Genomic DNA, 26,581 nt, shown 5'->3' with positions numbered 1-26,581 from the left:
GCCGTTCAGGAGGAGTCCTCATGCCCATTCGTCGTGCTCTCGACGCCACCGACCTCGCCCGCGTCGCGGTCTTCGCCGCGCTCATCGCCGTGCTCGGCCTGCCCGGCGGCTTCGTCGTCCTCAGCGGCGTCCCGGTGACGCTGCAGACGCTCGGGGTGATGCTCGCCGGAGCCATCCTCGGTCCGTGGCTCGGTGCGCTGTCGGTGTCGGTCCTCCTCGCGCTCGCCGCGGTCGGGCTCCCGGTCCTGTCGGGCGGCCGCGGCGGCTTCGGCGTCTTCCTCGGCCCGACCGCCGGGTACCTGCTCGGATGGATCGTGGGCGCCGTCGTCATCGGGCTCATCGTCCACGCGGGCGGTCGCCGGCCGGTGGTGTGGCGGACCGCCGTCGCGATGGTCGTCGGCGGGATCGGCGTCATCTACCTCTTCGGCATCCCGGTCCAGAGCCTGGTCATGCGCCTGCCCCTCGGGGAGACGGCCCTGTCGAGCCTCGGGTTCGTGCCCGGCGACCTGGCGAAGGCCGTGGTCGCGACGATCGTCGTCACGACGCTCGTGCGGGCCTACCCGCGCGGGTTCCGACGGGAGTGGCGCGAGCCTGTCGCGGCCGAGCGCGCCCCCGAGGCCGCCGCGGTATGACTCCGGCGCCGGCCACGGTGCGGTGCGACGGCCTCGCCGTCCGGCTGGGCGGGCACCTCGTCCTGGACGGCGTCGCCCTCGCACTCCCGCAGCGCACCATCGCGGTGATCGGCGAGAACGGGTCGGGCAAGTCGACCTTCGCCCGTGTGGTGGCCGGGCTCGTGCCGCGGACGGCGGGGACGCTCGAGGTGCTCGGCGTCGATCCGGACCGGGATGCCGCCGCCCTCCGCGACCGCACGGCGTTGGTGCTCAGCAATCCCGACGCGCAGATCCTCCTGCCGACGGTCGCGGAGGACGTCGCCTTCTCGCTGCGCCCGCAGCGCCTGCCGCGGTCCGAGCGGGACGCCCGGGTCGCCGCGACGCTGGACCGCTTCGGTCTCGGCGACCTCGCCGGACGTGCCGCGCACGACCTCTCCGGCGGGCAGAAGCAGCTGCTCGCGCTGTGCGGGGCGTTCGTCCGCGATCCCGCGCTCGTCGTCGCGGACGAGCCGACGGCGTATCTCGACGCCCGCAACGCCCGCCTCGTCGCCGATCACCTGCTGTCCGACGCCGGGCACCGCGTCGTCCTCGTCACGCACGACCTCGCCCTCGCGCGCCGCTGCGACGTGGCCGTGCTGTTCGCCGGGGGACGGGTCGCCGGCGTGGGGACGCCCGACGACGTCGTCGCCGCCTACGAACGGGTGCTGGCGTGTTGACGCTGCCCGCCGCCGCCCGGGCCGGATGGGCGGGGGTGCGGACGGTGCGCGCCGGCCATTCGGCGCGGGTGCGGCGGTGCTGAGCCTCTTCCGCCCCGGCGACGGCTGGCTGCACCGGATGCCCGCCGGCCGCAAGATCGCGCTCCTCGCCCCCGTGGCGATCGCCGTCGCGGCCCTGCCGTCGTCGTGGCTCGCGTGCGGGATCGGGCTGGTCACGGCGATCGTCGGGTACGCCACGGTCGGGTGGGGTGCCCGCGCCGGTCTGGCGGAGCTCGCCCGTCAGGTGTGGGGGCTGCGCTGGCTGCTCGCCTTCACGGCGGTGGTGCAGGCGGTCTTCGCCGGCGTCGAGCCCGCGGCGGCCACGACGGTCCGCATCGCCGTGTCCCTGGCCGTGGCCGCGCTCCTGCCGTTGACCACGCCCGCCGCCGCGGTGCTCGAGGCCCTCGAGCGGATCCTCGCCCCGCTGTCGTGGATGGGGATGGATGCCGCCCGCGCGGCGCTCCTTCTCAGCGTCGCGCTCACGACGATCCCGGTGCTCGCCCGCCTCGCGGCCGAGGTGCGCGAGGCCCAACGGGCGCGGGGCGTGCGGCCGGCGATCCACCGCGGCATGCTGCCCTTCCTCGTCCTGACGCTCCGGCATGCGGATCAGCTCGGCGAGGCGCTCGCGGCTCGCGGCGTCCGCTGATCCCCGCCGGCATGTCACACTTCGTGCAGGAACGCAGCCCCCACCTCGCACATTCTGGGACACGCCCTCCTGGCCCGAGGAACCAGCCGTTGGCCGAACCGGCATGTCCCACTTCGTGCAGGAAAACAGCCCCCACCTCGCACATTCTGGGACATGCCCCGCGAACGACGCCGGAAGAACCGCAGCCGTCAGTCCGCGGTCGCGCGCCCCGCGGCGAGCCCGGCGGCGTACGCCTCGTCCGCACCGAGGCGGAACATGTCGCGCTCGGCCGGACGCACGATGGACCGCGCGCCGGGCAGGTCGAGGTCCCCGACGAGGTCCCCGCGCCCGCGGACGACGGCCACGGGCAGGCGTGCGGCCTTGCCCTTCACGAGGTCGGCGGCCGCGGCGATCTCGTCGGCCACGCACGGCAGCGTCACGACGAGCGGCCGGCCCTCGGCATCCGTGGTCCCCCGCAGGTCCTCGAAGACGTGCACTCCGGCCGCCCCGATCGCGTGATCGGTCTGACCTTCGCGCCACGCGCGGCCCAGCGTGTCGGTCACGATGACGCCCACGCGGGCACCGGTCGCCTCCCGCAGGCCTTCGGCGAGGCGGCGGGCCGAGGCGTCCGGGTCCTCGGGCAGCAGCAGGACCGTCCCCTCGGGGGTGTTGCTCGCGTCGACGCCCGCGGCGGCCGAGACGATCCCGAGGCGGTTCTCGACGATGCGCGTCACGTGCCCGGACGGCGAGGGGCGGGATGCCACGAGCCGGACCGTCTCCCGGGTGATGGCGTCCTCGCGGTCGTCGGCCGCGAGCAGTCGCCCCTCGGCCTTTGAGACGATCTTGCTCGTCACGACGACGATGTCGCCGTCGTGGAACGGCTCGTCGGCGGCATCCAGGACGACCTTCGTCAGGTCCGTGCCCGGAGTGATCTCGCCGATGCCCGCGAGGGCCCACACCTGCAGCACGTCAGCGGACGAAGCGCACCTCGGTGAGCTCTTCACCGAGGAAGGGCTGCACCTGCGAGGAGCCGTCGAGCGTGAAGCCGTTGCGCGTGTAGAACCGGTGCGCGCGGGGGTTGTCCTCGGCGACCCACAGGTAGAGGCCCTCGCCCTCCTCGACCGCCGCGTCGAACAGGCGCTGGCCGATGCCGGTCCCGTGGAAGGCGTCGAGCAGGTAGATGAAGTACAGCTCGCGGGGGCGCGGGGCGTCCTCGTCACGGGCCGGGCCCGAGCCGACGAAGCCGACGATCTCGCCGTCGACGAGAGCGGCCTGCATGCGGTACTCCTCGCCCTGCGACGCCCAATGCGTCCAGAGCTCGGCCATGCGCCGGGGGGAGACCGCCTCGAGGGCGGCCGTGCTGATCAGGTGGTCGTAGGTCTCGTGCCAGCAGGTGGCGTGCACGCGGCCCAGGGCCTCGGCATCCACGTCGCGTACCGGACGGACGACGATGTCGGTTCGGGTCTCCGCTTCCATGGCACGACCCTACGCGCGCCGTCGACGCGGGTGAAATCGGATGCCGCGGACGCCCGGATGCGGTATGCGATGCGGGCCGCCCGGGTTCTGTCAGACGGACGTGTCAGCATGCCCCCATGCCGGACCGCCGTTCCCTCACCTCCGTCGAGGCCCGTATCGACGCCGTCGCGAACCGCCTGCTGGCCGGCGCCCCGGAGACGGGGGCCCGGGCGCGGCTGGTCGAGTTCGCGGTCTTCGTCCTGAAGCAGGCGTGGGCGTGCGTGTTCGGGGCGGCCTTCCTCGCCGTGCTGCTCGCGGCGAAGCTCTGGTACCCCGACGACGCCGTGCTCGCACGCAACGACGCGCTCACGATCGCGGCGGTGCTGATCCAGGTCGTCATGCTCGTCGGTCGCCTGGAGTCCCTGCGCGAGCTGCGCGTGATCGTCACGTTCCACGTCGTCGGCACGATCATGGAGCTGTTCAAGACGGACGTCGGCTCCTGGGTCTACGGGGCGGAGGGCGTGCTGCGGCTGGGCGGGGTGCCCCTGTACAGCGGCTTCATGTACGCCGCGGTCGGCAGCTACATGGTGCGCGTGTACCGCCTGTTCGACCTGCGCTTCACCCGGTACCCGCCGCTGTGGGCGACGGGGGTCGTCGCGGCGCTCATCTACGTCAACTTCTTCTCGCATCACTTCGTGTTCGACGCCCGCTGGGTGCTCCTGGCCGTCGTGGTGCTGCTGTGGGCGCGGACGACGATGCACTTCCGCTTCTTCCGGGGCACGTTCCGGATGCCGCTGCTCCTCGCATTCGCGGGGGTCGCGGTCGTCATCTGGCTGGCGGAGAACATCGGCACCTACGCCGGGGCCTGGCTCTACCCCTCCCAGGTGGGCGGATGGCATCCCGTGGACGCCTCGAAGCTCGTGTCGTGGTTCCTGCTGATGATCGTGTCGGTCGTCCTCGTGACGTGGGTGTACCCGCCGCGTCGGCCGGACGCCGTCGTCGGCGCGGCCCCGAACGCGGACTTGTCGGACAACGACAACGGAGAAAGGGCTTCTCCGTCGGATCGCTACACTCGCCCCTCGTGAACCTCCTCTGGCGCACCCTCCTCGTCCTCGCCCGCGCGCGCCGTCGACTCCGTCGCGAGGGCGCCCTCGACCCGAACACGATCGGCCGCATCCGCATCCGCGTGCTCCCGACCGACATCGACCTGCTGCGGCACCTCAACAACGGCCGGTACCTGTCGCTGTTCGACCTCGGGCGGTGGGACCTGCTGACCCGCACCGGGCTGCTCGACGCGATGTCGCGGAACGGGTGGTACGCGGTGGTGGCCGCCGAGACCATCACCTTCCGCCGGTCGCTCGAGCTGGGGCAGCGGTTCACGCTCGAGACGCGGCTGCTCGGCCACGACGATCGCGCGGTCTACCTCGGGCACCGCGCCGTCGTGGGCGGGGAGATCTACGCCAGCGCCGTCATCCGGGCGCGCATCCTCCGCCGCACCGGCGGGACCGTGCCGCACGACGAGCTGTTCGGCGCGGTCGGCCGCCCCGAAGGCCTGCCGGACATCGAGCCCTGGGTGCACGAGTGGGCGGCGGCATCCGCCCTTCCCTCGACGCGGCGCCCCGCCCCCAGCGACTGGCAGTGACCGGCGGGGAGGCTCAGCCGAGGCCGAAGCGGGCGTCGAGCCAGGCGACCTGCCGCAGGAAGTGGCGGTACCCGCCGCCTTCGTGGCCGTTATAGGGGTACACCTCGATCGCCGCGTCCTCCGACGCGACGTTGTGGAACGCCGCGAAGACCCCCGAGGGCAGGACGATGTCGTCCATGAGCCCGACGGAGAAGTACGCCGGCGCGGCGATGCGGCGGGCCAGCACGGCACCGTCGATGTACGAGAGGGTGCGAAGGACGGCGGCGGCGTCGTCGCGGTGGACCGACAGGTAGCGGGTAATCTCCGTGAACGGGGGCAGCGGCGTCCGCACGATCGCTTTCGGGAAGTCGCAGAGGAACGGCACATCCGGCAGCACCGCGGCCACCGCATCGCCGGACAGCGCCGCCGCGGCGAGGGCGAGCCCGCCGCCCTGGCTCACTCCGGTGACGGCGATGCGGGTGGCATCCACGCCCTCCATCGCCCGCACCTCGTCGACGAGACGGACGGCGTCGGTGATGAGGCGCCGATAGTAGTAGTCGCGGGGATCCCGGATGCCACGGGTCATCACCCCGGGGAAGGCGGCCGCGGACCCGTGCGGGTCGGGGGTGTCGCCGTGGCTCCATCCGCTGCCCTGGCCTCGGGTGTCCATCACGACCTGGACGTATCCCGCCGCGGCCCAGTTCACGCGCTCTCCGGGGAGTCCGCGGCCGCCGCCGTAGCCGATGAACTCGACGACGGCCGGGAGCGGCTCCGTGCCGTGCGGGCGGACGACCCACGCGCGGATCTCGTCTCCGCCGAAGCCGGTGAAGGTCACGTCGTGCACGGTGAGCGCGCGGACGGGCGCGGCGACCGGCGCGAGCGTCGGGGCCGTCGCGGCGGCACGTGCCTCGGCGAGGGTGTCGGCCCAGAACGCGTCGAGGTCGTCGGGCTCCGGCAGAGCGGGGCGGTACTCGTGCAGCTGCTCGAGCGGCAGGTCGGTGAGGACGTGAGCCATGGGGACTCCTCGGCAGGGGGCGGGACGAACCGACAGTACGACACGATGCGAGCCGCGGGTCCCGCACGCGCGACGACACCCCGGTCGCGTCAGTCGACCGGGGTGCCGTCTTCGGGGGGAGGGGCTCAGCTGGTGAGCAGACGCAGGCCGTAGGCCTGCAGGATCTCGTTGACGGGCTGGAAGTAGGTCGTGCCGCCGGAGCTGCAGTTGCCCGACCCGCCCGAGGTCACGCCCTGGGCCTGGTTGCCGGCGAGCAGCGAGCCGCCCGAGTCACCCGGCTCGGCGCAGACGTTGGTGCGGATGAGGCCGGAGACGGTGCCCTCCGCGTAGCGGACCGACGTGTTGTACGCCTGGATCTGGCCGCAGTGCCACCCGGTGGTGGAGCCGGAACGGCAGACGGTCGCACCGACCGCGGCCTGCGTCGAGCCGCGCACAGCGACGGTGCCGCCCGAGTAGTTCACGACCTGGCCCACGGGGGTGTGGTCCGCGGTGGTGGCCACCCAGGCGTAGTCGTTGCCGGGGAAGGACGAGCCGCGGAACGTGCCGTAGGTGGTGCCGGTGCCGACCTCGCCGCAGTGACCGGCGGTGATGAACCCGCCCTGGACCGAGAAGCCGACCGAGCATCGGCCGCCGTTCGACATGTTGTACGCGATGCCGCCGCGGATCGTGGCGAGGGTCTCGGGCGCCTCGACGCCCGTCTCCAGACGCACCGCGTCGGCGGGGACGCCGAGCGACGCGACGAAGTCGGTCGCCGACTGCTCGCCGCCGGCGACGACGTCGACCACCACGTCGTTGGTCTCCACGTCGATCCACCAGGAGGGGATGACGTCGGGGATGACGCTGGCCTCGATCTGCGCGGAGATCGCCTCGAGGTCGGCGAGGGAGTGGTCCACCTCGACCGGCACGGCGCCGGCCTCGACGGCGGCCGCGCTCGCCGCGTCGTCGGTGACCGCGGCGTAGACGGTCAGGCTCGACTCGTCGAGCCAGGTGCCGGCGTAGGCGTCGCCCGTGGATTCGATGACGTCCGTCTGCGTCTCGGTCGCGTCGGCCTGAAAACGCAACACGTCCTGCGCTCCGGCGGTGTCGGTCCCGAGGCTGTTCGCCATGGCGGCGAGGAGTCGGGCGTCGACGCCCTCGACGGCGGCGTCGGGGGCGGCGGTCTGGGCCAGCGCCGGAGCGGTGGCCGCGGTGGTGAGGAAGAGGCCGAAGGCGGCAGCGCCGACGACGGCTTTCGATATGCGGTTCACGTGGAGTGACCTTCCATCCAGTGGGGGATAAATGGTGGTGGGTACCCGGGAGACATGTAAGCACGCTCAGGCCCGATTGCGAAGGAACTCACAGTTTTGTTGATCTGGGTGTAACAAGACGCTCGTTCGCCGTCCACCGCACCGTGCAGGGTGCCCGCCGGCGCCGGACGGATCCCCAGCCGCCAGTTCTCGGCGCGCGCGGCGGGCCGCCGGGTCGCTCGGCACCTCGTGCCTAGGCTGTGCACCATGAGCACGAACGACGCGCGCGCCACCGGTTCGGCGCTCTCCTCCGACGTCTCCGACCGCGTCGCGGCGCGCATCGCGGGCCGGAACGACCCCCTGCCGGACGGTGACCGCCCGCGTCCGCCGGTCATCGGGCCGGAGGCGGTCCGCCTCCTCGCGACGGCCGCCGACGACGTGCTGCGTCCCGAGGGCGTCGGCGCCGCCGCGGCCGGCCTGCACCGGCTGGCGGCCGACCTGCCCGACGCCCTGCCCTGGTTCGTGCGGGGAGCCCTCCAGCTCGGCGGCGCCGTCGCGCCGGTCCTGCCGACCCCGGCGGTGCCCGTGGCGCGCCGGGCGGTCCGGGACCTCGTCGCCCGCCTCGTCCTCGACGCGCGGAGCGAGCGTCTCGGCGCCGACATCGCGGCCGTCCGCGCCGACAGCGGCCTCGACGTGCGTCTCGCCGGTCCCGCGGTGCTCGGCGACGCCGCCGCGCGCCGCCGCGTCGACGGCATCCGCGCCCTCCTCTCCCACGATGACGTGGACCGGATCTCCTTCACCCTGCGCGACGTCCTCGCCGGCCTGGGCGTGTGGGGCTTCGACGCGCACGTCGAGCGCGCGGCGGAGCGGATCCTCCCGATCCTCCTGGATGCCGCCGGCGCCGACGTCCGACCGACCCTCGTGGTCGAGGGTCGCGACGACCTCGACCTCGGTGTCGCCGTCCTGACGCGGGTGCTCGAGGAGCCGCGCCTGCAGGGCTTCGCGGCCGGCATCGCCCTCCCCGTCGCCGTTCCCGACGCCGCCGACGCCCTTCGCGAGCTGGCCGCGTGGGCGCGCGTGCGGGTCGCGGACGGCGGCGCGCCGCTCCACGTCCGGCTGGTGGACGGCGTGCCGACGACCGACGAGCTCGTCGACGCCGCGCGCTCGGGCTGGTCCGCGCCCTTCGCCATCGACCGCGACGACCTCGACGCGCTCGTCGTCGCGGCGGTGCGCACCGTGCTGGACGAGCGCGTCGCGTCCGGTCTGCGCGTGCAGGTGCAGACCGCCGACGGCGTGGTCGCCGAGCTCGCGCGCGCGCTCGCGGACGACGCCGGCACCGCCGTGGAGATCGTCGCCCCGCGCTCCTTCGTCCCGGCGGCCGGGGCCGACGTCGTCCTCGCCCCCGTCGTCCACCCCGACGACCTCGACGTCGTCGCCGCCGACATCGCCCGGGCCGCCGCGGAGGCGGCCGCCGCCGCCCCGACGTTTGGCCCCGGGTCGGCGGAGCCGGCTCCCTCGACCGACGGGACGGCGGGCGACGATGCGCCGGCGTCGGACGCCGCGGCATCCGGATCCCCCGACGACGACGGGCCGGTCTCGCTCATCGCCGAGCGCGTCGACCGCGCGCTCCGCCGGGCCGGCACCACCGTGCTGCCCCCGCGCTTCTCGCGCCGCGGGCGGGCGGGTGCGCCGTCCATCCTGCGCGACCGCGCGGACGACGAGGCCGTCGACGGCGGCCTCACCCAGGCGGTGCTCGGCATCGCCCGGGACGCCGCCGCGGAGGACACCTCGGCGCTCGGACCGGACGTGCAGCAGATGCTCTTCGGCGGGCAGGCCTTCGTCGACACCGCGGTGTTCTCGCTGCGCGAGACCGCTGATGCGGCCGAGGGGGCCGTCGGCTTCCGCAACGCCGCGCGCACCGACCCCACGATCCCCGCGGACCGCGCCTGGGCACGCGACGTGCTCGCGCGCTCCGAGGAGTCGACCGCCGGCGACGCGACGGCGGCGGCGGGCCGCGTCGACGACGCCGAGGGCCTGGATGCCGTGATCGACCGCGTGCGGACCGGTTCCGAGCCGTGGAGCGCGCTCGGTGCCGCCGACCGCGCCGTCGTCCTGCAGGCGGCCGCGCGCTCGCTCGAGGAGCGCCGCGGCGAGCTGCTGGAGGTGCTCGCGTCCGAGGCGGGCGTGCTCGTCGCCGAGGGCGACGCGGAGGTCAACGCGGCCGTCGACGCCGCCGCGTACTACGCCGTCACCGCCAAGGAGCTCGACCGCGTCCCGGGCGCCGTCTTCGTCCCCGACCGCGTGACGGTCGTCGCGCCGCGGTGGAACTCCGCCGTCGGACTGTGCGCGGCCGAGACCCTGGCCGCGCTGGCCACGGGCTCCGGCGTCGTGCTCACCCCCTCGCCCCGCGCGCGGCGCGCGGGGGCGGTGGTCGCCGAGGCGCTGTGGGCGGCGGGGGTCCCGCGGGACGTCCTCGCCTACGTCGACCTCAACGAGGAGGCATCCGGTCGTTCGCTCCTCGTGCACCCGGGCGTCGACCGCGTCCTGCTCGCGGGGGCGCGGGCCACGGCGGAGCGGTTCGTCGCCTGGCGACCCGAGCTGCCGCTGCAGGCGGTCACGGCGGGGCGGAACGTCGTCGTGGTCGCCCCGTCCGCCGACGTCGACGACGCCGTCGCGGCTCTCGTGGAGGGGGCGTTCGCGCGCGCCGGTCAGGCCCCGGGCGCCGCCTCGCTCGCGATCCTCGTCGGGTCGGCCGCGCGGTCGTCGCGCATCGCGGCGCAGCTCGCCGACGCCGTCTCGTCGCTGCGGGTCGGGCCCGCCTCGGACCCGCGCTCGGACATCGGGCCCCTCGTGGAGGAGCCGACCGGCGAGGTGCGTCGCGCCCTGACCGTGCTCGAGACCGGGGAGCGCTGGCTCGTTCAGCCGCGCGAGCTGGACCTCGGCCCGGACACCGCGGGACGGTTCTGGACCCCCGGCGTCCGCATCGGCGTGCACGCCGGATCGCACCTGACCCGCACCGCCGTGGCCGCACCGGTGCTCGGCGTCCTGCACGCGCCGTCGATGACCCGCGCGATCGAGCTGCAGAACCTGCTGGGGTCGGGTCTCGTCGCCGGGCTGCACACCCGCGACGCCGCCGACCTCGACCTGTGGCTCGACGGCGCGGAGGCCGCGACGCTCCGGGTCAACCGCTCCACGGTGGGCTTCGCCGCCCAGCGCGAGCCGCTCGGCGGCTGGGGCGAGGCGAACGTGGGCACGGGGACGATGGCGGGCGGGCCGAACCGCCTCGTCGCCCTCGGGTCGTGGCGGCCGTCGTCGGGTGGTCCGGCGTCGTCGACGCTGCACCTGCGCGGGCTGGACAGCCGCATCGCCGCGCTCATCGAGGCCGCGCAGCCGACGCTCGGCTACGAGGCGTTCGAGTGGCTGCGCCGCGGGGCGCTGTCGGACGCGGTCGCATGGGACCGTGAGTTCGGCCGCGTCAAGGACGTGTCGCGGCTCGGCGTCGAACGGAACCTGTGGCGTTACCGCCCGGTCGACGTCGCCGTGCGTGCGACCGGCGACGCGTCGTGGCAGGCCGTGCTGCGCGTGCTGGTGGCGGCGGTGCGGTCGGCGTCGACGTTCACCCTCAGCACCCCGGTCGGGCTCCCGGCCGAGGTACGGCACCTGCTCGGCGACGGTGGCGTCGCGGTCTCGGTCGAGAGCGACGCGCAGTGGTTGCAGCGGATGGCGTGGGGCGTCCCGGATGCCGCCGGCGACACCGCCGCGGACCCGCCGGCGGCCCCCGCCGTCCGGCCGTCGCGCGTGCGGCTCGTCGGCCCCGCGGAGTCGGTGCGCGCCCTCCGCGCGGCGCTCGTCGGGACGATCGCCGGCGACCCCGCGGTCACGGTGTACGCCGACGAGGTGACGACCGCGGGCCGGATTGAACTGCTGCCCTTCCTCCGGGAGCAGGCGATCTCGATCGCGGCGTTCCGTCACGGCCGCCCCGACCCGTGGAGCACCGCCGTCATCTGAGCCCGGGGCGTGGCATCCATCGCCCGCAGCGCAGCCCTTGTCGTCGTGGGTCGCGGTCCGGCCTCGCGCTGACTTGGCACATATGTACGCCGGACGCCGGGCTTCGCGTGCATATGCGACAAGTCAACGCCAGGTGGGGGGCGTGGCATCCATCGCCCTGAGGGGTTTCGAAAACGTTTCCGTGCGCGCGGGGGCTCGGGATACCGTCGACCCGACCCGGAGGAGCAACGATGACCGCCGCCCGACTGACCGTCGACCCCCGATCCGTGATCGGCCCCGTCCGCCGTCGCCTGTTCGGCGGCTTCGTCGAGCACCTCGGTCGGCACGTCTACGACGGCATCTACGAGCCCGGTCATCCCGCCGCCGACGAGCAGGGGTTCCGGACCGACGTGCTCGACCTCGTCCGCGAGCTGGGCGTGAGCACCATCCGGTACCCCGGCGGGAACTTCGTCTCCGGCTTCCGCTGGGAGGACAGCGTCGGCCCGCGCGAGCAGCGCCCCCGTCGCCTCGACCTCGCGTGGCACTCGACGGAGACGAACGAGATCGGCCTGCACGAGTTCGCCGACTGGCTCGACAAGGCCGGCAGCGACCTCATGCTCGCGGTCAACCTCGGCACGCGGGGCACCCTCGAGGCCATCGACCTGCTCGAGTACGCCAACGTCCCCGCCGGCTCCACGCTGGCGCAGCAGCGGATCGACAACGGCCGCACGGAGCCCTTCGACGTCCGCGTGTGGTGCCTCGGCAACGAGATGGACGGGCCGTGGCAGCTCGGGCATCGCTCGGCCGCGGACTACGGCGCGCTCGCCGCCCGCACGGCGAAGGGCATGCGCCAGCTGGACCCGTCGATCGAGCTCGTCGTGTGCGGCTCCTCGGGCGCGCAGATGCCGACGTTCGGCGAGTGGGAGCGGGTCGTCCTCGAGCACACCTACGACGACGTCGACATGATCTCCTGCCACGCCTACTACCAGGAGCACGACGGCGACACCGCGTCCTTCCTGGCCTCCGCCGTCGACACCGACCGGTTCATCGAAGCGGTGGTCGCGACGGCGGACCACGTCGGCGCGGCGAAGGGCAGCGCGAAGCGCATCGACATCTCGTTCGACGAGTGGAACGTCTGGTATATGGACCGCGTGGCATCCGAGAAGCCCACGGCGATCGACGACTGGCCGGTGGCGCCGCGGCTCCTCGAGGACATGTACTCGGCGGTGGATGCCGTCGTATTCGGCAGTCTCCTGATCTCGCTGCTCGCGCACGCCGATCGGGTGGCGAGCGCGTCGCTGGCGCAGCTCGTGAACGTCATCGCGCCGATCATGACCGAGCCGGGCGGACCGGCCTGGCGGCAGACGACCTTCTTCCCCTTCGCCCTCACCTCCCGCCTGGCGACGGGGGACGCGGTGCGCCTGCACATCGCGTCGCCGAGCGTCGAGACGGCGCGCTACGGGACCGTGCCGGCCGTGGCCGGGGTCGCGACCCACGACGCCGACGCGGGGACGTCCGCGGTGTTCCTCGTCAACCGCGGGATGGCGGAGCCGCTCGACGTCGAGATCGACGTCCGCGGCCTCGGCGACGTCGAGATCGTCGAGACCCACCTCCTGCACGACGACGACCCCGCCGCCCGCAACACGCTCGCCGACCCCGATCGGGTCCGGCCCCGTCCCCTCGACGCGCGTGTCGAGGGCGGCATCCTGCGCGTGACCCTCCCGCCCGTCGCGTGGGCGGCGCTGGCGCTGCGACGGCGCTGACCCGGAGCGCGACCGTCGGCGACGCGACGGGGCGTCCGCACGGCGGTCCGCTCGCGCCCGTCCGCGCGCGCGTGCGAGAATGGGCGCGGCGTGCCCGGACCGACCTTTCCCCGCACGGCGCCTCGGTGCCGACGGGTCGAAGGGCCACCGGGCCCGAGGACAGCGTCCGCCGCACCTTCTCTGAGGAGTGAAGATGTCCGCGAACCCCACCGCCGCCGCCAGCGAGGCCTCGACCGTCGAGCGCGTGCAGCAGCACCGCCGCTATCTGATGTGCCGTCCCGAGCACTTCACGGTGAGCTACAGCATCAACCCGTGGATGGAGCCGTCGCGCCCCACCGACACGAACCTGGCGCTGAAGCAGTGGCAGTCGCTGTACGACACGTACGTCGAGCTGCGGCACGAGATCGAGCTGATCGACCCGGTCGAGGGTCTGCCCGACATGGTCTACACCGCCAACGGCGGCTTCGTCATCGACGGCGTGGCGTACGGCCCGAAGTTCCGCTTCCGTGAGCGCGCCGCCGAGGCCCCGGCCTTCATCGACTGGTTCGCCGCGAACGGCTTCGAGGTCGCCGAGCCCGTCGAGGTGAACGAGGGCGAGGGCGACTTCCTCCTCGTCGGCGACACGATCCTGGCCGGCACGGGCTTCCGCTCCACCGGCGACAGCCACCGCGAGGTGGGCGAGGTCTTCTCGCGCGAGGTCGTGTCGCTGACCCTGACGGACCCCCGGTTCTACCACCTCGACACCGCCATCGCCGTCCTCGACCCGGTCGAGGGTCCCGGCGGCGTGGAGTCGGCGAACATCGCCTACCTCCCCACCGCGTTCGACGAGCGCAGCCAGGCCGTCCTGCGCGAGCGCTACCCCGAGGCCATCCGGGTCTCGGATGCCGACGGCTCGGTGTTCGGGCTCAACTCGGCGAGCGACGGCAAGAACGTCATCATCTCCCCGCGCGCGGTGGGCTTCGAGGCGCAGCTGCGCGAGCGCGGCTACACCCCGGTGATGGTCGACCTGTCCGAGCTGCTGCTCGGCGGCGGCGGCATCAAGTGCTGCACGCTCGAGCTGCGCGGCGGCTCGCGATGAGCACCGCCGTCGACGACATCGGCGCCCGACTGATCGCCGACGAGAGCGCGCACGTCGCACACAACTACCACCCGCTGCCGGTGGTCGTCTCGCGCGCCGAGGGCGTGTGGGTCACGGACGTCGAGGGAAAGCGGTACCTCGACCTGCTGTCGGCCTACTCCGCGCTGAACTTCGGCCACGGGCACCCCGCCCTCCTGGCCGCCGCGCGGGAGCAGCTGGATCGTCTGACGCTGACCAGTCGGGCTTACCACAACGACCGGCTCGGCCCCTTCGCCGCGGCGCTCGCGCAGCTGTGCGGCAAGGATCTCGTGCTGCCGATGAACACCGGCGCCGAGGCGGTCGAGACCGGGATCAAGGTCGCTCGCGCCTGGGGCTACCGGACCAAGGGCATCGCCCCGGACGCCGCGACCATCATCGTCGCGAACGGCAACTTCCACGGCCGGACCACCACGATCGTCGGCTTCAGCGACGACCCCGTGGCGCACGACGACTTCGGGCCGTACGCGCCGGGATTCGTGCACGTGCCCTACGGGGACGCGGATGCCATCGCCGCCGCGATCGACGAGAACACCGCCGCCGTGCTGCTCGAGCCCATCCAGGGCGAGGCCGGCGTCGTGGTCCCGCCGGACGGGTTCCTCCGCCGCGTGCGGGAGATCTGCACCGAGAACGACGTGCTGTTCATCGCCGACGAGATCCAGTCGGGCCTCGGCCGCGTCGGCGAGACGTTCGCCTGCGACCGCGAGGGCGTCGTCCCGGACGTGTACCTGCTCGGCAAGGCGCTCGGCGGCGGCATCCTGCCGCTGTCCGCGGTGGTCGCCGACGAGGACGTGCTGGGCGTCATCCGTCCCGGCGAGCACGGGTCGACGTTCGGCGGCAACCCGCTGGCGACGGCGGTGGGTCTGCGGGTCGTCGAGATGCTGGCATCCGGGGAGTTCCAGACCCGCGCGAAGGCGCTGGGGGAGCACCTCGAGGCCGATCTGCGGTCCCTCATCGGCACCGGCGTGACCGCCGTGCGCATCGCGGGCCTGTGGGCGGGCATCGACATCGACCCCGCGTACGGCACCGGTCGCCAGGTTGCCGAGAAGATGCTCGCGCGCGGCGTTCTCGTCAAGGACACGCACGGTCAGACGATCCGCATCGCCCCGCCGCTGACGATCCGGGCCACCGAGCTGGACTGGGCCGTCGAGCAGCTGCGGCACGTCCTCACGGCCTGAGCGGTCGGCCGCGCGAGGTCGCACGCTCCGGACTCCCCGGAGCGTGTGATCTCGCGGCGGGCGTGCGGTCTCGCCGCCGTCAGGCGACCGTCAGCGTGAGCTCGTCGTAGCCCGTCGCCCCGTCGGGGGCGGGGGCGGCGCGCTCCGCGGTCTGCGTCTGCCCGTCGGCCGAGATCGCGCGGCAGCGCACGGTGTGCGCGCCGCTGGTGGCATCCCACGGCAGGCTCCACTGCACCCACGTGTCGGCGGAGATGGCGGTGGCGAGCGTCGCCGGCTGCCAGGGCCCGTCGTCGATCTGCACCTCGACGCCCGAAACGCCGACGTGGGTCTGCCAGGCGACGCCGGCGATGACGGTCGTCCCGGCGGTGACACGCGCGCCCGCCTGCGGCACGTCGATGCGCGACGCGAGCTTGACCGGGCCGCGCTCGGACCAGCCCCGCGGGGTCCAGTACCCCTCGGCGCGGTCGAAGCGGGTGACCTCGAGCTCGCTGACCCACTTCGTCGCGGAGACGTACCCGTACAGCCCGGGCACGACCATCCGCACCGGGAAGCCGTGTTCGACCGGGAGCGGCTCGCCGTTCATGCCGATCGCGAGGAGCGCGTCGCGCTCGTCCGTGAGCGCCTCGAGGGGCGTGGATGCCGTGAACCCGTCGACCGAGCGCGACAGCACCATGTCGGCCTCGGCCGTCGGGCGCGCCCGGGCGAGGATGTCGCGCAGCGGCACCCCCAGCCACCGCGCGGTGCCGATGAGGGATCCGCCCACCTCGTTCGAGACGCAGACGAGGGTCGCGACGGTCTCCTTCTGCGGGAGCTCCACCAGGTCGTCCCAGCGCAGCACGACCTCCTGCTCGACGAGGCCGTGGATGCGCAGGGTCCAGGTGGCGGGATCGAGTTGCGGCACGACGAGCGCGGTGTCGATGCGGTAGAACGACGCCGACGGCGTGATGACGGGGGCGAGCCCGTCGATGCCGAGCTCGGCGGACGCCGGGACGGCGGTGGTCGTCGCGGGGGCGGGGAGCCGGACGGCGGCGCGCAGGGCGCTCGTCGCCCGGGCGCCCCCGCGCACCGCTGCGGATCCGGCGGCGGCCAGCGCGCCGGCCAGGACGGCGACGCCGGAGAGCGCGAGCACCCCGCGGCGGGTCAGGTCCGCGCCGGGGCGGGGCGCGGTTCCCGCCACGCCACCGTCGACGGGGGAGGCGGGACTGTCGGCAGTCGAGCCCTGTCGGAGGCGGCGGACGAGCAGCGCGGTGACGGCGGCGGCGGCGATCCCCGCGAGAAGGGAGGGTGCGAGGGACAGCGGCCCGGCATCGGCGCGCGTCGTCGCGACCACCGCGCCGATGACGCCGAGGGCGATGAGGACGACCCGGCCCCCTGGCGGACGTCGCCACTCGAGGGCCCCGGCGACACCGGCGACCGCCAGCAGCAGCACCGCTATGCCGACGAGCAGCGCCGCCTTGTCACCGGTGCCGAACAGGGCGATCGCCGTGTCCTTCGCCCATGCCGGGGCGATGTCGATCATGCCGCCGCCGATCACCGCGAAGGGGCTCGACGCGGGCGCGACGAGGGCGGACGCCAGCTCGCCGAGTCCGGCGCCGAGGACGGTGGCGCCGATGGCGGCGGCGACCGCGGGGACGGCGCGACGGCGGGAGGAGGGAGAGGCCACGAACGGAGCCTAGAAGAGCGTGCACTTCGGGCGCCGCGTCCGCCGGAACTCACAGCCAACCGGCATCCGTCCCGCCCCGCCCGCCGTCCCCCGCCATCCGGCCCCGTCGCGCCCGACGCCCGCGAGCTCACACGCTCCGCGCTCCGCGCCGGCCGCCCTCAGACCGGGAGCGCCGCGCCGGTCATACTCGCGGAGGTCTCCCACACCCTCGCCGCCTCGGCGGTGTCGCGGAGCGGACGGTAGAAGGGGTGCGGGGCCGGGGCGCCGCCGAGGTGCCCGAGGCCGGACGGGCCGTACAGGAGGTCCGTGCGCGGCTGCGCCGTGGTCGCCGCCAGCAGCGCGGGGAGGGCGGCGGTGCGGGGCGTGCCGAGCAGCACCCCTCGCGCGGACAGCCACCGGATCACCCGGACACTCGTCGTGTCGGAGCTGCGGCCGATCTCCGGACGCGCGGCCAGCAGGTTCGTCGGGGCGACGCCGGGATGCGACAGGACGCTCGTGATGCCCCAGCCCTCCGCGCGGCTGCGGCGGTCCAGCTCCCGTCCGAACAGGCCGAGCGCGATCTTCGACTGCGCGTACGCCCGCTGCGGACGGTACCGGTGCTCGCTGTTCAGGTCGTCCCAGTCGATCCGGCCGCGCTCCGCGGCGACGCTCACCTGCGTCACCACCCGCGCCGTGCCGGCGCGCAGCAGAGGCAGGAGCTCTCCGACCAGCGCGACGTGTCCGAGATGGTTCGTCCCCAGCTGCAGCTCGAATCCGTCCGCGGTCGTCTGCCGCGCGGGCGGGGTCATGACGCCGGCGTTGTTGACGAGCAGGTGCACGGGGGACCCCTCGGCCCGCAGCGTCTCGCCGAGGGCGCGGACGGATGCCACGGACGACAGGTCCAGGTCGTGGACGGAGACCCGGGCCTTCGGCACCCGGTCGCGGATGGCCGCGGCGACGCGCTCGCCCTTCGCGCGGGTCCGGACGGGGAGGAGGACCTCCGCGCCGGCGGCGGCGAGCCGCTCGGCGATCACGACGCCCATGCCGTCGCTGCCGCCGGTCACGACGGCGCGGCGGTCGGTCAGGTCGGGGATGTCGATGTCGATGTTCTCGCGGGCCATGAGGAGCTCCTGTCGGTACGGATGCCGGTGACGTCGTGTCCCGGCCAGCGTGACGTCTCCGCGTGGGCCGAGGCAGGGCCCGCCGATCCGAGGCTCGGCGATCCGGGTGCGGGCAGCTCCCGCGAAAGGGGGATCGACGCGTCCTGGCTGCGGCGGCGTCCGGCCGGGTAGACAGGAGGCGACACGAGGGGACATCCGTGATCGACAGGACTGCGCTGGCCGACTTCCTCCGCACGCGCCGCGAGGCGCTCCAGCCCGAGGACGTCGGGCTCTCGCGCGGGCCCCGCAGGCGCACCCGCGGACTGCGGCGAGAGGAGGTCGCGGCTCTCTCGCACATGTCGACGGACTACTACGCCCGCCTCGAGCGGGAGCGCGGCCCGCAGCCGTCCGAGCAGATGCTCGCCGCGATCGCCCTCGGGCTGCACCTCTCACGCGCCGAGCGCGATCACCTGTTCCGTCTGGCCGGGCATGTGCCGACCGAGCACGGGCCGGCCGGCGACCACGTCAGTCCCGGCATGCTGCGCATCCTCGACCGGCTCGAGGACACGCCCGCCGAGATCGTCACGGAGCTGGGCGAGACCCTGCGGCAGACCCGCCTCGGGGCGGCGCTCACCGGGGACGCGTCCGTGCGCACGGGTCCGGCGCGCAGCCTCGGGTACCGGTGGTTCACGGACCCGCGGACCCGGGCGCTCTACGACCCCGCCGATCATGCGTTCCTCGGCCGACTGTACGCCGCGGGTCTGCGGGAGATCGTCGGCCGGCGGGGACCCGACTCCCGGGCGGCCGCCCTCGCCGACGACCTGCTCGCCGTCAGTCCCGAGTTCCGGGAGCTCTGGTCCGCGCACGAGGTGGGGCTGCGGCCGGCCGAGACGAAGCGGTTCGTGCACCCGTCGGTCGGACCGCTGGACCTGCACTGCCAGGTGCTCACCGACCCCGGGTCGTCGCACTCGCTGCTGGTCTACACCGCCGTCCCCGGCTCGGAGAGCGCGGAGCGGCTCGGTCTGCTCGCCGTCGTCGGAGAGCTGGCCGGGTAACGCAACGCTGCGTTTCCGCGGCGGTCCTGTCAAGCCTTCGTGATGGGGCCGGCGCTGTCGAGAATCGGACTGTGCCCGATCCCGACTCTCCCCCCTCCCCGCTCCTGCTCGACGGCGACGGCGAGGGTGCCCGCGCGTCCGCTTCCGCGATCCGCGCCACCGTCGCCGCCCTCCCCGCCGACGGGGGCGACCTCGGGGCGACCATCGCCGCCGCGGTCGAGATCGGCGGCCGGCGCCCGCAGGGCGTGCTCGCCACGTGGGAGCTGCTCGCCGCCGTGGCGGCGCGCGATGTCGCCATGGCCCGGGTGCTGGAGCCGCACCTCGACGCCCTCGGCATCCTGGAGGAGGCCCGCGCGGCCGGCATCGACGTGGACCTGGATGCCGTCGGCTCGGGGCCCGCGTCGTCGTGGGCCGTCTTCGCGGCCGAGGGGCCGGGCGTCCGACTCGACGCCGCAGACACGGCGGAGGGCTGGGTGCTCACGGGGACGAAGCCGTGGTGCTCGCTCGCGGCCGAGCTGTCGCACGCGCTGGTGACCGCGTGGGTCGGCCCCGGCGAGCGGCGCCTCTTCGCGGTGTCCCTGCGCGGCCCGGGCGTCACCGCCCGGCCGGGGCCCTGGCACTCCCGCGGTCTCTCCGAGATCGTCAGCGCGCCGGTCGACTTCGAGGGCGTCCACGCCGTGCCGGTCGGCGAGGCGGGCTGGTATCTGCGCCGCCCCGGCTTCGCCCACGGCGGTGTGGGGGTCGCGGCGTGCTGGTGGGGCGGGGCCTTCCCGCTGCGGGCCGCTCTGCTCGCAGCGGCCGCGGCGGAACGCGCCGATCAGCTCGCGCTGATGCACCTCGGCCGCGCGGACACGGCGCTGTGGGCGGCGCGCGCAGCGCTGCGGGAGGCCGCCGACGTCTTCGACGGCGCGCACCGGACGGCGCGCGAGCGATCCGTCGCGGCGGACGACGACGCAGTTCTGCAGAAGCATGTCGCGGCGCGGGCGCGCACCGTGGTGGCCGGCGCCGTCGAGACGGTCCTCACCGCCGCGGCTCACGCCCTCGGCCCTTTGCCGCTGGTCGCGGACGAGGAGCACGCGCGCCGGGTCGCGGACCTGCAGATCTACATCCGACAGCATCATGCGGAGCGGGACCTCGCCCGCGTCGGCGCCGACGTCGTGACGGCGGGCGGCGCGTGGTGAGCTTCGACCACCGCGACCCGGGTACGCCCGAGACCGTGTGGGCGGAGGCGTTCGCCGCACGGGACATCCCCGCGGCCGACGAGGGGGTCGACCGTCTGGTGGTCGTCGCGGCGCACCCGGACGACGAGAGCCTCGGCGCCGCCGGGACCATCGCGCGCGCGGTGGCCCGCGGCATCCCGGTCGACGTCCTCGTCGTGACCGACGGGGAGGGTTCGCATCCCGAGTCGCCCAGCGTCACCCCCGCCAGCCTCGCGCTGTGGCGGCGAGACGAGCTGACCACCGCGATGGCTCGACTGGGGCTGCTCACCCCGCCGACGTTCCTGGGCCTGCCGGACGGCGGCACCGACGGACATCGGGATGCCATCGCGACCGCCCTCACCGCCGTGCTGGCGGCCGCGTCGGCCGACGAGCGCGTCCTCGTGGTGTCGCCGTGGCGAGGGGACGGGCACCGCGACCACCGCGTCGTCGGCGAGATCGCCGAAGAGGTCGGAGCCCGCGCGGGCGCGCGCGTCCGCGCCTACCCGATCTGGCTGTGGCACTGGGGGACGCCCGCCGACGTCCCGTGGGACCGGATGGAGGCCGTCGCCCTCGACGACGCCGCCCGTGCGGCGAAGGCCCGGGCGCTCGACGCCCACGTCAGCCAGACGCATCCCCTGTCCGCGGCCGCCGGCGACGAGGCCCTGCTGCACCCGGGGATGCAGGCGCACTTCGCGCGCGCCGTCGAGCTGCTCATCGCACCGGAACCCCCGCGGCCCGTCGTGGGGGAGGCGGAGGCGGACGCGCGCGTCACGTCCGGATCGATGGATGCCGCCTACTTCGATGGCATGTACGAAAGACACGACGACCCGTGGGGGTTCGACTCGCGCTGGTACGAGGAGCGCAAACGACGCATCGTCACGGCGACGCTGCCGCGTGAACGGTACGACGCCGCCTTCGAGGCCGGCTGCTCCACCGGCGCGCTGACCGTGGAGCTGGCCGCGCGCTGCGACCGTGTGCTGGCCGTCGACCTCGCCGAGGCGGCGGTGGACCGCGCCCGGGACCGTCTCGCGGGACGTGCGGGCGTCGAGATCCGGCGGGCCGCCCTTCCCGCCGAATGGCCCGACGGCGTATTCGACCTGATCGTGCTCTCCGAGGTCGCCTACTACTGGGGCGATGCGGACCTCGATCGCGCCCTCACGGCCTGCGTCGGGTCGCTTCGGCCGGGCGGTCACCTGGTCGCGTGCCACTGGCGGCATCCGGTCGCCGAGTATCCCCGCACGGGTGACGACGTGCACGCTGCGCTCGCCGCGCACCCCGGCCTCCGTCGCCTGGTGCGGCATGAGGAGGAGGACTTCGTTCTCGAGGTCTTCGGGGCGCCGGGCGCGGGATCGGTGGCGCGCGAGGGCGGGCTGCTCCCGTGAGCGGACGCCGGGAGGATCCCGCGCTGCCGGGCCGCGCCGTCGCGGTCGCGATCCCGGCGCACAACGAGGAGGTGCTGCTCGGCCGGTGCCTGGCGTCGGTGCGCCGCGCGCTCGACGCCGCCCACGCCCGTGAGCCGGGGCTGCGGTCGGCCCTGGTGGTCGTCCTGGACGCGTGCACCGACGCCTCGGAGGCTCAGGTCGGCGACGCCGACGTCGTGCGGATCGATGCGCGCTGCGTCGGCACCGCCCGACGCGCAGCCGTGGCGGCCGCCCTCGCCCGGCTCGCCGCCGACGACGCCGGCCCCGCCGCCGGGGGCGGCATGGACCCCGACCGGACGTGGATCGCCATGACCGACGCCGACACGGTCGTGCCCGAGGGATGGATCATCCATCAGCTCGACCTGATGGACGGGGGAGCCGACGCGGTTCTCGGCACCGTCCGCCCCGACTTCGCCGACCTCAGTGAGCGGCACGCGGCCTACTGGCGGGCGACGCATCACCGCGGCCGACCGCCCGGCAACGTCCACGGCGCGAACCTCGGCGTGCGGGCGCGCGCGTATCTCGACGCGGGAGGGGTGCCGCACCTCCCCGCGCACGAGGACGTCGCACTCGTGGAGGCGCTGCGGCGACGAGGCGCGGACATCCGGGCCAGCGACGAGCACGAGGTCGAGACGTCCGGGCGCTTCGTCGGCCGGACTCCCGGGGGCTATGCCGCGTTCCTCGCGCAGGTGCACCTCCGCCTCGACGCAGCGGCCCGGTAGGCGCCGGCTGCGGGCCCCTGCACCCCTGCCGCCGCGGGTCAACCGGTGGGGCGGGAAACGCGGGACGCGCAGACTGGCCATCCCCCGGAACGAAAGGCAATGCGATGAAAGCACTCACCTGGCAGGGCAAGCGGAACGTCAGCGTCGAGGAGGTCCCCGACCCCACGATCCTCGAACCCACCGACGCGATCGTGAAGATCACCTCGACCGCCATCTGCGGCTCCGACCTGCACCTGTACGAGCTCTTCGGCCCGTTCATCGACAAGGGGGACGTCCTCGGGCACGAGCCGATGGGGGTCGTCGTGGAGGTCGGCTCCGCGGTGGCGCAGCTGGCCGTCGGCGACCGGATCGTGGTGCCGTTCAACATCTCCTGCGGGCACTGCTTCATGTGCCGTCGCGGTCTGCAGTCCCAGTGCGAGACCACGCAGGTGCGCGAGTACGGCAGCGGCGCCGCCCTCTTCGGCTACACGAAGCTCTACGGTCAGGTTCCCGGCGGTCAGGCCGAGTACCTCCGCGTCCCGCTGGCCGACTACAACCACATCCGCGTCGGCGAGGACCTCCCCGACGACCGCTACCTCTTCCTCAGCGACATCGTCCCCACCGCCTGGCAGGGCGTGAAGTACGCCGGTGTGCCCGAGGGCGGCACCCTCGCCGTGATGGGACTCGGACCGGTCGGACAGTTCGCGGCGCGCATCGGCGTGCACCTCGGCTACCGCGTCCTCGCGATCGAGCCGGAGCCCGAGCGTCGCGCGATGGCCGAGCGCCACGGCGTCCTGACGTACGACCTGACCGACACGGTCGTCGACGAGCTGGTCGACCTCACCGAAGGGCGCGGCGCGGACGGCGTCGTGGATGCGGTCGGCATGGAGGCGCACGGCAACGGCGGCATCCGCCTCGCGCAGAACGCGGTGGGACTCCTGCCGGACGCGCTCGCGCAGAAGCTCATGGACAAGGCGGGCCTGGACCGCCTCGCCGCGGTGTACGCCTCGATCGACCTGGTCCGCCGCGGGGGCACCGTGTCGCTGAGCGGCGTCTACGCCGGCGAGGCCGACGTGCTCCCGATGAAGACGATGTTCGACAAGCAGATCGCGCTGCGCATGGGGCAGTGCAACGTCAAGCGCTGGGTCGACGACCTGCTCCCGCTCGTGGAGGACCCCGCCGACCCGCTCGGCGTCATGGATCTCGTGACCCACCACGCCCCGCTCGAGGACGCCCCCGGCCTGTACGAGACGTTCCAGAAGAAGGAGGACGGCTGCATCAAGGTCGTCCTGCGCCCGGGGGCCTGAGCCGGCACACCCACCGCCGGCGGGAGACGCGTCGCGTGGGGGGCCGATGTCTCGGCATCCCGTCGTCCCGTGTCTCCCCGCCGCGGCGGGCGCGGTGAAACGTCCCCGCAACACGGGCGTGGGTAGGCTCGCAGCATGGGTGACCTGTTCGACGGTTACGGCTCCGCGACGGCGCCGCGCAAGACCGCTTCCGGCATCCCGGCGTACGACGAGATGTTCGGCGACCCGGCCGCCGCCGGGGGCACGGCGCGGTCGCGCGAGGACTACCGGGAGCTCTATCAGACCCTCGCGCAGATGACGCAGGACGAGTTGCGCGGGCGCACCGAGTCGCTCGCCAGCTCCTATCTCGCGCAGGGCGTCACGTTCGACTTCGCCGGGGAGGAGCGGCCGTTCCCCCTCGACGCGGTGCCGCGCATCATCGCCTACGACGAGTGGTCGCGGATCGAGGCCGGGGTCAAGCAGCGCGTCCGGGCGCTGGAGGCGTTCCTCGACGACGCCTACGGCAACCAGCACTGCGTGCGCGACGGCATCCTGCCCGCCCGTCTCATCTCGTCGTCGCAGTACTTCTACCGTCAGGCCGCCGGCATCCGTCCCGCCAACGGCGTGCGCATCCAGGTGTCGGGCATCGACCTCATCCGCGACGAGCACGGCGAGATGCGCGTGCTCGAGGACAACGTGCGCGTGCCCTCGGGTGTGAGCTACGTCATCTCCAACCGCCGGGTCATGGCGCAGACTCTTCCCGAGCTGTTCGTGTCCATGCGGGTCCGCCCCGTCGGCGACTACCCGAACAAGCTGCTCGCCGCGCTGCGCGCCTCGGCCCCGCCCGGGATCGACGACCCCAACATCGTCGTGCTGACGCCCGGGGTCTACAACTCGGCGTACTTCGAGCACACGCTGCTCGCGCGCCTGATGGGCGTCGAGCTCGTCGAGGGCCGCGACCTGCTGTGCATCGGCGGCAAGGTGTTCATGCGCACCACCCGCGGGCCGCAGCGCGTCGACGTCATCTACCGCCGCGTGGACGACGACTTCCTCGACCCGCTGCAGTTCCGGGCCGACTCGATGCTGGGCGCGCCCGGCATCATGCTCGCCGCACGGCTCGGCAACGTGACCATCGCGAACGCGGTCGGCAACGGCGTCGCCGACGACAAGCTGCTGTACACCTACGTGCCCGACCTCATCCGGTACTACCTGGCCGAGGAGCCCATCCTCAAGAACGTCGACACCTGGCGCCTGGAGGACCCGGGCGCGCTCGAGGAGGTGCTGGACCGGCTCGACGAGCTCGTGGTGAAGCCCGTCGACGGGTCCGGCGGCAAGGGCCTGGTCGTGGGACCGGATGCCTCTCCGTCCGAGCTCGACGCCCTGCGCACGCGCCTGCTGGCCGATCCGCGCGGCTGGATCGCGCAGCCCGTCGTCATGCTCTCGACGATCCCCACGCTCGTGGAGGACGGGATGCGCCCGCGGCACGCGGACCTCCGCCCGTTCGCGGTGAACGACGGCGACGACATCTGGGTCCTCCCCGGCGGTCTCACCCGCGTCGCGCTCCCCGAGGGGCAGCTGGTCGTGAACTCCAGCCAGGGCGGCGGCTCGAAGGACACCTGGGTCGTCGGCGGCGCGGCGCCGTCGCACGTCGAGTACGGCCAGGGCAACGGGGTCTCCGGCCTCGTCGCCGACCAGGCCGCCGTGACCGAGTCGATCCCGATCATCTACGACGGCCAGCCCGCCCCGGCGACGGCGCCGCGCGACCACCGCCCGGACCGTGACCAGCAGGAGCAGCAGCAGCAGGACGCGTCCGTGCAGCACGGCCCGCAGGCCGAGCAGCAGCAGCAGACCCGGGAGGTGCCCGCGTGTTGAGCCGTATCGCCGAGAGCCTGTTCTGGATCGGCCGTTACATCGAGCGCAGCGACGGCACCGCCCGCATCCTCGACGTGCACCTCCAGCTGTTGCTCGAGGACCCGTGGATCGACGAGGACACCGCCTGCCGGTCGCTGCTCAGCGTGATGGGCTCGGGCGTCCCCGCGACCCTCGACACGGTCCGCCGCGACGACGTGCTGGCCCGTCTCGCCGTCGACCGGATGAATCCGTCGAGCATCGCGTACTCGCTGACCGCGGCCCGGGAGAACGCCCGCCGGGCCCGCGAGATCGTGTCCACCGAGCTGTGGGAGATCCTCAACACCACGAACTCCCGGATGCCGCGGCGTCTGCAGACCGACAAGGTGCACGAATTCTTCCAGTGGGTGCGCGAGCGCGCCGCCCTCGCCATCGGCACCGTGGACTCGTCGACGAACCGCGACGAGGCATGGCAGTTCTTCACCCTCGGCCGCAGCATCGAGCGCACCGACATGACGGCGCGGCTGCTCGCGACGCGGTCGCTCACGGACGTGTCCGGGCCGTCCTGGACGACCATCCTCCGCTCGTGCGGCGCCTACGAGGCCTACCTCCGCACCTACCGCGGCATGCCGAGCGCGCGGAACGCGGCGGAGTTCCTGCTGCTGGACCGCCTCTTCCCGCGGTCGATCATCTACTCGATCCAGCGGGCCGAGGAGTGCATGAGCGCGATCGATCCCCGCGCCGACCGCGTCGGACACTCGAACACGGTGCTGCGCGCGCTGGGGCAGATCCGCAACGACCTCGAGTACCGCCCGGTCAGCGACATCCTCGCCGAGCTGCCGGAGCACATGCAGCGCGTGCAGACGGTGACGCGGGAGGCATCCGAGGCCATCCGCTCCCGTTTCTTCCCGACGCAGGCGGAGCCGGCGTGGATCGGAGAGATCTCATGATGGATGCCAGCGGTCGAACCCCCGCGGGA

General features: G+C 74.0%; 22 protein-coding genes. 16 read left to right on the top strand and 6 right to left on the bottom strand.

Translation table 11 applies throughout. From position 1 onward, the window contains the following. The first annotated feature begins 20 nt into the window (after positions 1-20). The 3 genes from ACO03V_RS00995 (at position 21) to ACO03V_RS00985 (ending at position 2,012) form a co-directional block, all read left to right on the top strand. Positions 21-632: a biotin transporter BioY gene (locus ACO03V_RS00995; protein ID WP_423136274.1), complete on the top strand. Its 612-nt coding sequence runs from the start codon at positions 21-23 to the stop codon at positions 630-632. Further along, a complete protein-coding gene (locus ACO03V_RS00990; RefSeq protein ID WP_423136273.1) occupies positions 629-1,327 on the top strand; it encodes an energy-coupling factor ABC transporter ATP-binding protein in 699 nt (232 codons plus the stop codon). The genes ACO03V_RS00995 and ACO03V_RS00990 overlap by 4 nt, the downstream gene beginning before the upstream one ends. A gap of 76 nt (positions 1,328-1,403) precedes the next feature. Then, complete coding sequence (locus ACO03V_RS00985; protein ID WP_423136272.1) at positions 1,404-2,012, top strand: energy-coupling factor transporter transmembrane component T family protein; 609 nt, start codon at positions 1,404-1,406, stop codon at positions 2,010-2,012. Positions 2,013-2,200: 188 nt separating this feature from the next. Here ACO03V_RS00985 and cofE read toward each other — a convergent pair whose 3' ends face one another. Both cofE and ACO03V_RS00975 read right to left on the bottom strand, forming a co-directional pair. Next, positions 2,201-2,959: a coenzyme F420-0:L-glutamate ligase gene (cofE, locus tag ACO03V_RS00980; RefSeq protein WP_423136271.1), complete on the bottom strand. Its 759-nt coding sequence runs from the start codon at positions 2,957-2,959 to the stop codon at positions 2,201-2,203. A gap of 1 nt (position 2,960) precedes the next feature. Then, entirely contained in the window at positions 2,961-3,467 is a 507-nt protein-coding gene (locus tag ACO03V_RS00975) for a GNAT family N-acetyltransferase (protein ID WP_367732564.1), read from the bottom strand. 116 nt (positions 3,468-3,583) lie between these two features. Between ACO03V_RS00975 and ACO03V_RS00970 the strand changes: the two genes are divergently transcribed. After that, positions 3,584-4,531 carry a DUF817 domain-containing protein gene (locus tag ACO03V_RS00970; RefSeq protein WP_423136270.1) on the top strand — a complete coding sequence of 316 codons (948 nt, stop codon included), beginning with the start codon at positions 3,584-3,586 and terminating at the stop codon, positions 4,529-4,531. Next, positions 4,528-5,088: an acyl-CoA thioesterase gene (locus ACO03V_RS00965; RefSeq protein WP_423136269.1), complete on the top strand. Its 561-nt coding sequence runs from the start codon at positions 4,528-4,530 to the stop codon at positions 5,086-5,088. The genes ACO03V_RS00970 and ACO03V_RS00965 overlap by 4 nt, the downstream gene beginning before the upstream one ends. Before the next feature lie 13 nt (positions 5,089-5,101). Here ACO03V_RS00965 and ACO03V_RS00960 read toward each other — a convergent pair whose 3' ends face one another. Both ACO03V_RS00960 and ACO03V_RS00955 read right to left on the bottom strand, forming a co-directional pair. Continuing rightward, positions 5,102-6,082, bottom strand: a complete 981-nt coding sequence (locus tag ACO03V_RS00960; RefSeq protein WP_423136268.1) for an acetylxylan esterase — start codon at positions 6,080-6,082, stop codon at positions 5,102-5,104. Positions 6,083-6,207: 125 nt separating this feature from the next. Next, complete coding sequence (locus tag ACO03V_RS00955; protein WP_423136267.1) at positions 6,208-7,329, bottom strand: S1 family peptidase; 1,122 nt, start codon at positions 7,327-7,329, stop codon at positions 6,208-6,210. A 246-nt stretch (positions 7,330-7,575) separates the two neighbouring features. On the opposite strand from ACO03V_RS00955, the gene ACO03V_RS00950 reads away from it, so the two are divergent. The 4 genes from ACO03V_RS00950 (at position 7,576) to rocD (ending at position 15,350) form a co-directional block, all read left to right on the top strand. Beyond that, a complete protein-coding gene (locus ACO03V_RS00950) occupies positions 7,576-11,316 on the top strand; it encodes a proline dehydrogenase family protein (protein ID WP_423136266.1) in 3,741 nt (1,246 codons plus the stop codon). A 230-nt stretch (positions 11,317-11,546) separates the two neighbouring features. Continuing rightward, positions 11,547-13,058 carry an alpha-N-arabinofuranosidase gene (locus ACO03V_RS00945; RefSeq protein WP_423136265.1) on the top strand — a complete coding sequence of 504 codons (1,512 nt, stop codon included), beginning with the start codon at positions 11,547-11,549 and terminating at the stop codon, positions 13,056-13,058. Between the two features lie 193 nt (positions 13,059-13,251). Next, positions 13,252-14,136, top strand: coding sequence for a dimethylargininase (gene ddaH, locus ACO03V_RS00940; protein WP_423136264.1), 885 nt, complete (start codon positions 13,252-13,254; stop codon positions 14,134-14,136). Then, entirely contained in the window at positions 14,133-15,350 is a 1,218-nt protein-coding gene (gene rocD / locus ACO03V_RS00935; protein WP_423136263.1) for an ornithine--oxo-acid transaminase, read from the top strand. The genes ddaH and rocD overlap by 4 nt, the downstream gene beginning before the upstream one ends. Before the next feature lie 79 nt (positions 15,351-15,429). On the opposite strand, the gene ACO03V_RS00930 is transcribed toward rocD, so the two are convergent. After that, positions 15,430-17,013, bottom strand: a complete 1,584-nt coding sequence (locus ACO03V_RS00930) for a molybdopterin-dependent oxidoreductase (RefSeq protein ID WP_423136262.1) — start codon at positions 17,011-17,013, stop codon at positions 15,430-15,432. 158 nt (positions 17,014-17,171) lie between these two features. Next, entirely contained in the window at positions 17,172-18,113 is a 942-nt protein-coding gene (locus ACO03V_RS00925) for an SDR family oxidoreductase (RefSeq protein ID WP_423136261.1), read from the bottom strand. 197 nt (positions 18,114-18,310) lie between these two features. Between ACO03V_RS00925 and ACO03V_RS00920 the strand changes: the two genes are divergently transcribed. The 7 genes from ACO03V_RS00920 (at position 18,311) to ACO03V_RS00890 (ending at position 26,552) form a co-directional block, all read left to right on the top strand. After that, positions 18,311-19,147 carry a helix-turn-helix transcriptional regulator gene (locus tag ACO03V_RS00920; RefSeq protein ID WP_423136260.1) on the top strand — a complete coding sequence of 279 codons (837 nt, stop codon included), beginning with the start codon at positions 18,311-18,313 and terminating at the stop codon, positions 19,145-19,147. A 71-nt stretch (positions 19,148-19,218) separates the two neighbouring features. Next, positions 19,219-20,328 (top strand): acyl-CoA dehydrogenase, encoded by a 1,110-nt coding sequence (locus tag ACO03V_RS00915; protein ID WP_423136259.1) that lies wholly within the window; start codon positions 19,219-19,221, stop codon positions 20,326-20,328. Beyond that, positions 20,322-21,728, top strand: coding sequence for a PIG-L family deacetylase (locus ACO03V_RS00910; protein ID WP_423136258.1), 1,407 nt, complete (start codon positions 20,322-20,324; stop codon positions 21,726-21,728). Before ACO03V_RS00915 ends, ACO03V_RS00910 begins: the two co-directional genes overlap by 7 nt. Then, a complete protein-coding gene (locus tag ACO03V_RS00905; RefSeq protein ID WP_423136257.1) occupies positions 21,725-22,489 on the top strand; it encodes a glycosyltransferase in 765 nt (254 codons plus the stop codon). Before ACO03V_RS00910 ends, ACO03V_RS00905 begins: the two co-directional genes overlap by 4 nt. Positions 22,490-22,593: 104 nt before the next feature. Further along, positions 22,594-23,775, top strand: coding sequence for a zinc-dependent alcohol dehydrogenase (locus ACO03V_RS00900; protein ID WP_367732612.1), 1,182 nt, complete (start codon positions 22,594-22,596; stop codon positions 23,773-23,775). A 135-nt stretch (positions 23,776-23,910) separates the two neighbouring features. Further along, entirely contained in the window at positions 23,911-25,626 is a 1,716-nt protein-coding gene (locus ACO03V_RS00895) for a circularly permuted type 2 ATP-grasp protein (protein WP_367732614.1), read from the top strand. Next, entirely contained in the window at positions 25,620-26,552 is a 933-nt protein-coding gene (locus ACO03V_RS00890) for an alpha-E domain-containing protein (protein ID WP_423136256.1), read from the top strand. Before ACO03V_RS00895 ends, ACO03V_RS00890 begins: the two co-directional genes overlap by 7 nt. The last annotated feature ends 29 nt before the right edge of the window (positions 26,553-26,581 follow it).

The sequence above is a fragment of the Microbacterium sp. HMH0099 genome, assembly GCF_049384025.1.
GTDB lineage: Bacteria > Actinomycetota > Actinomycetes > Actinomycetales > Microbacteriaceae > Microbacterium.
The sequence above is the reverse complement of the archived record's forward strand: the minus strand, read 5'-3'. Positions and strand labels throughout refer to the sequence as shown.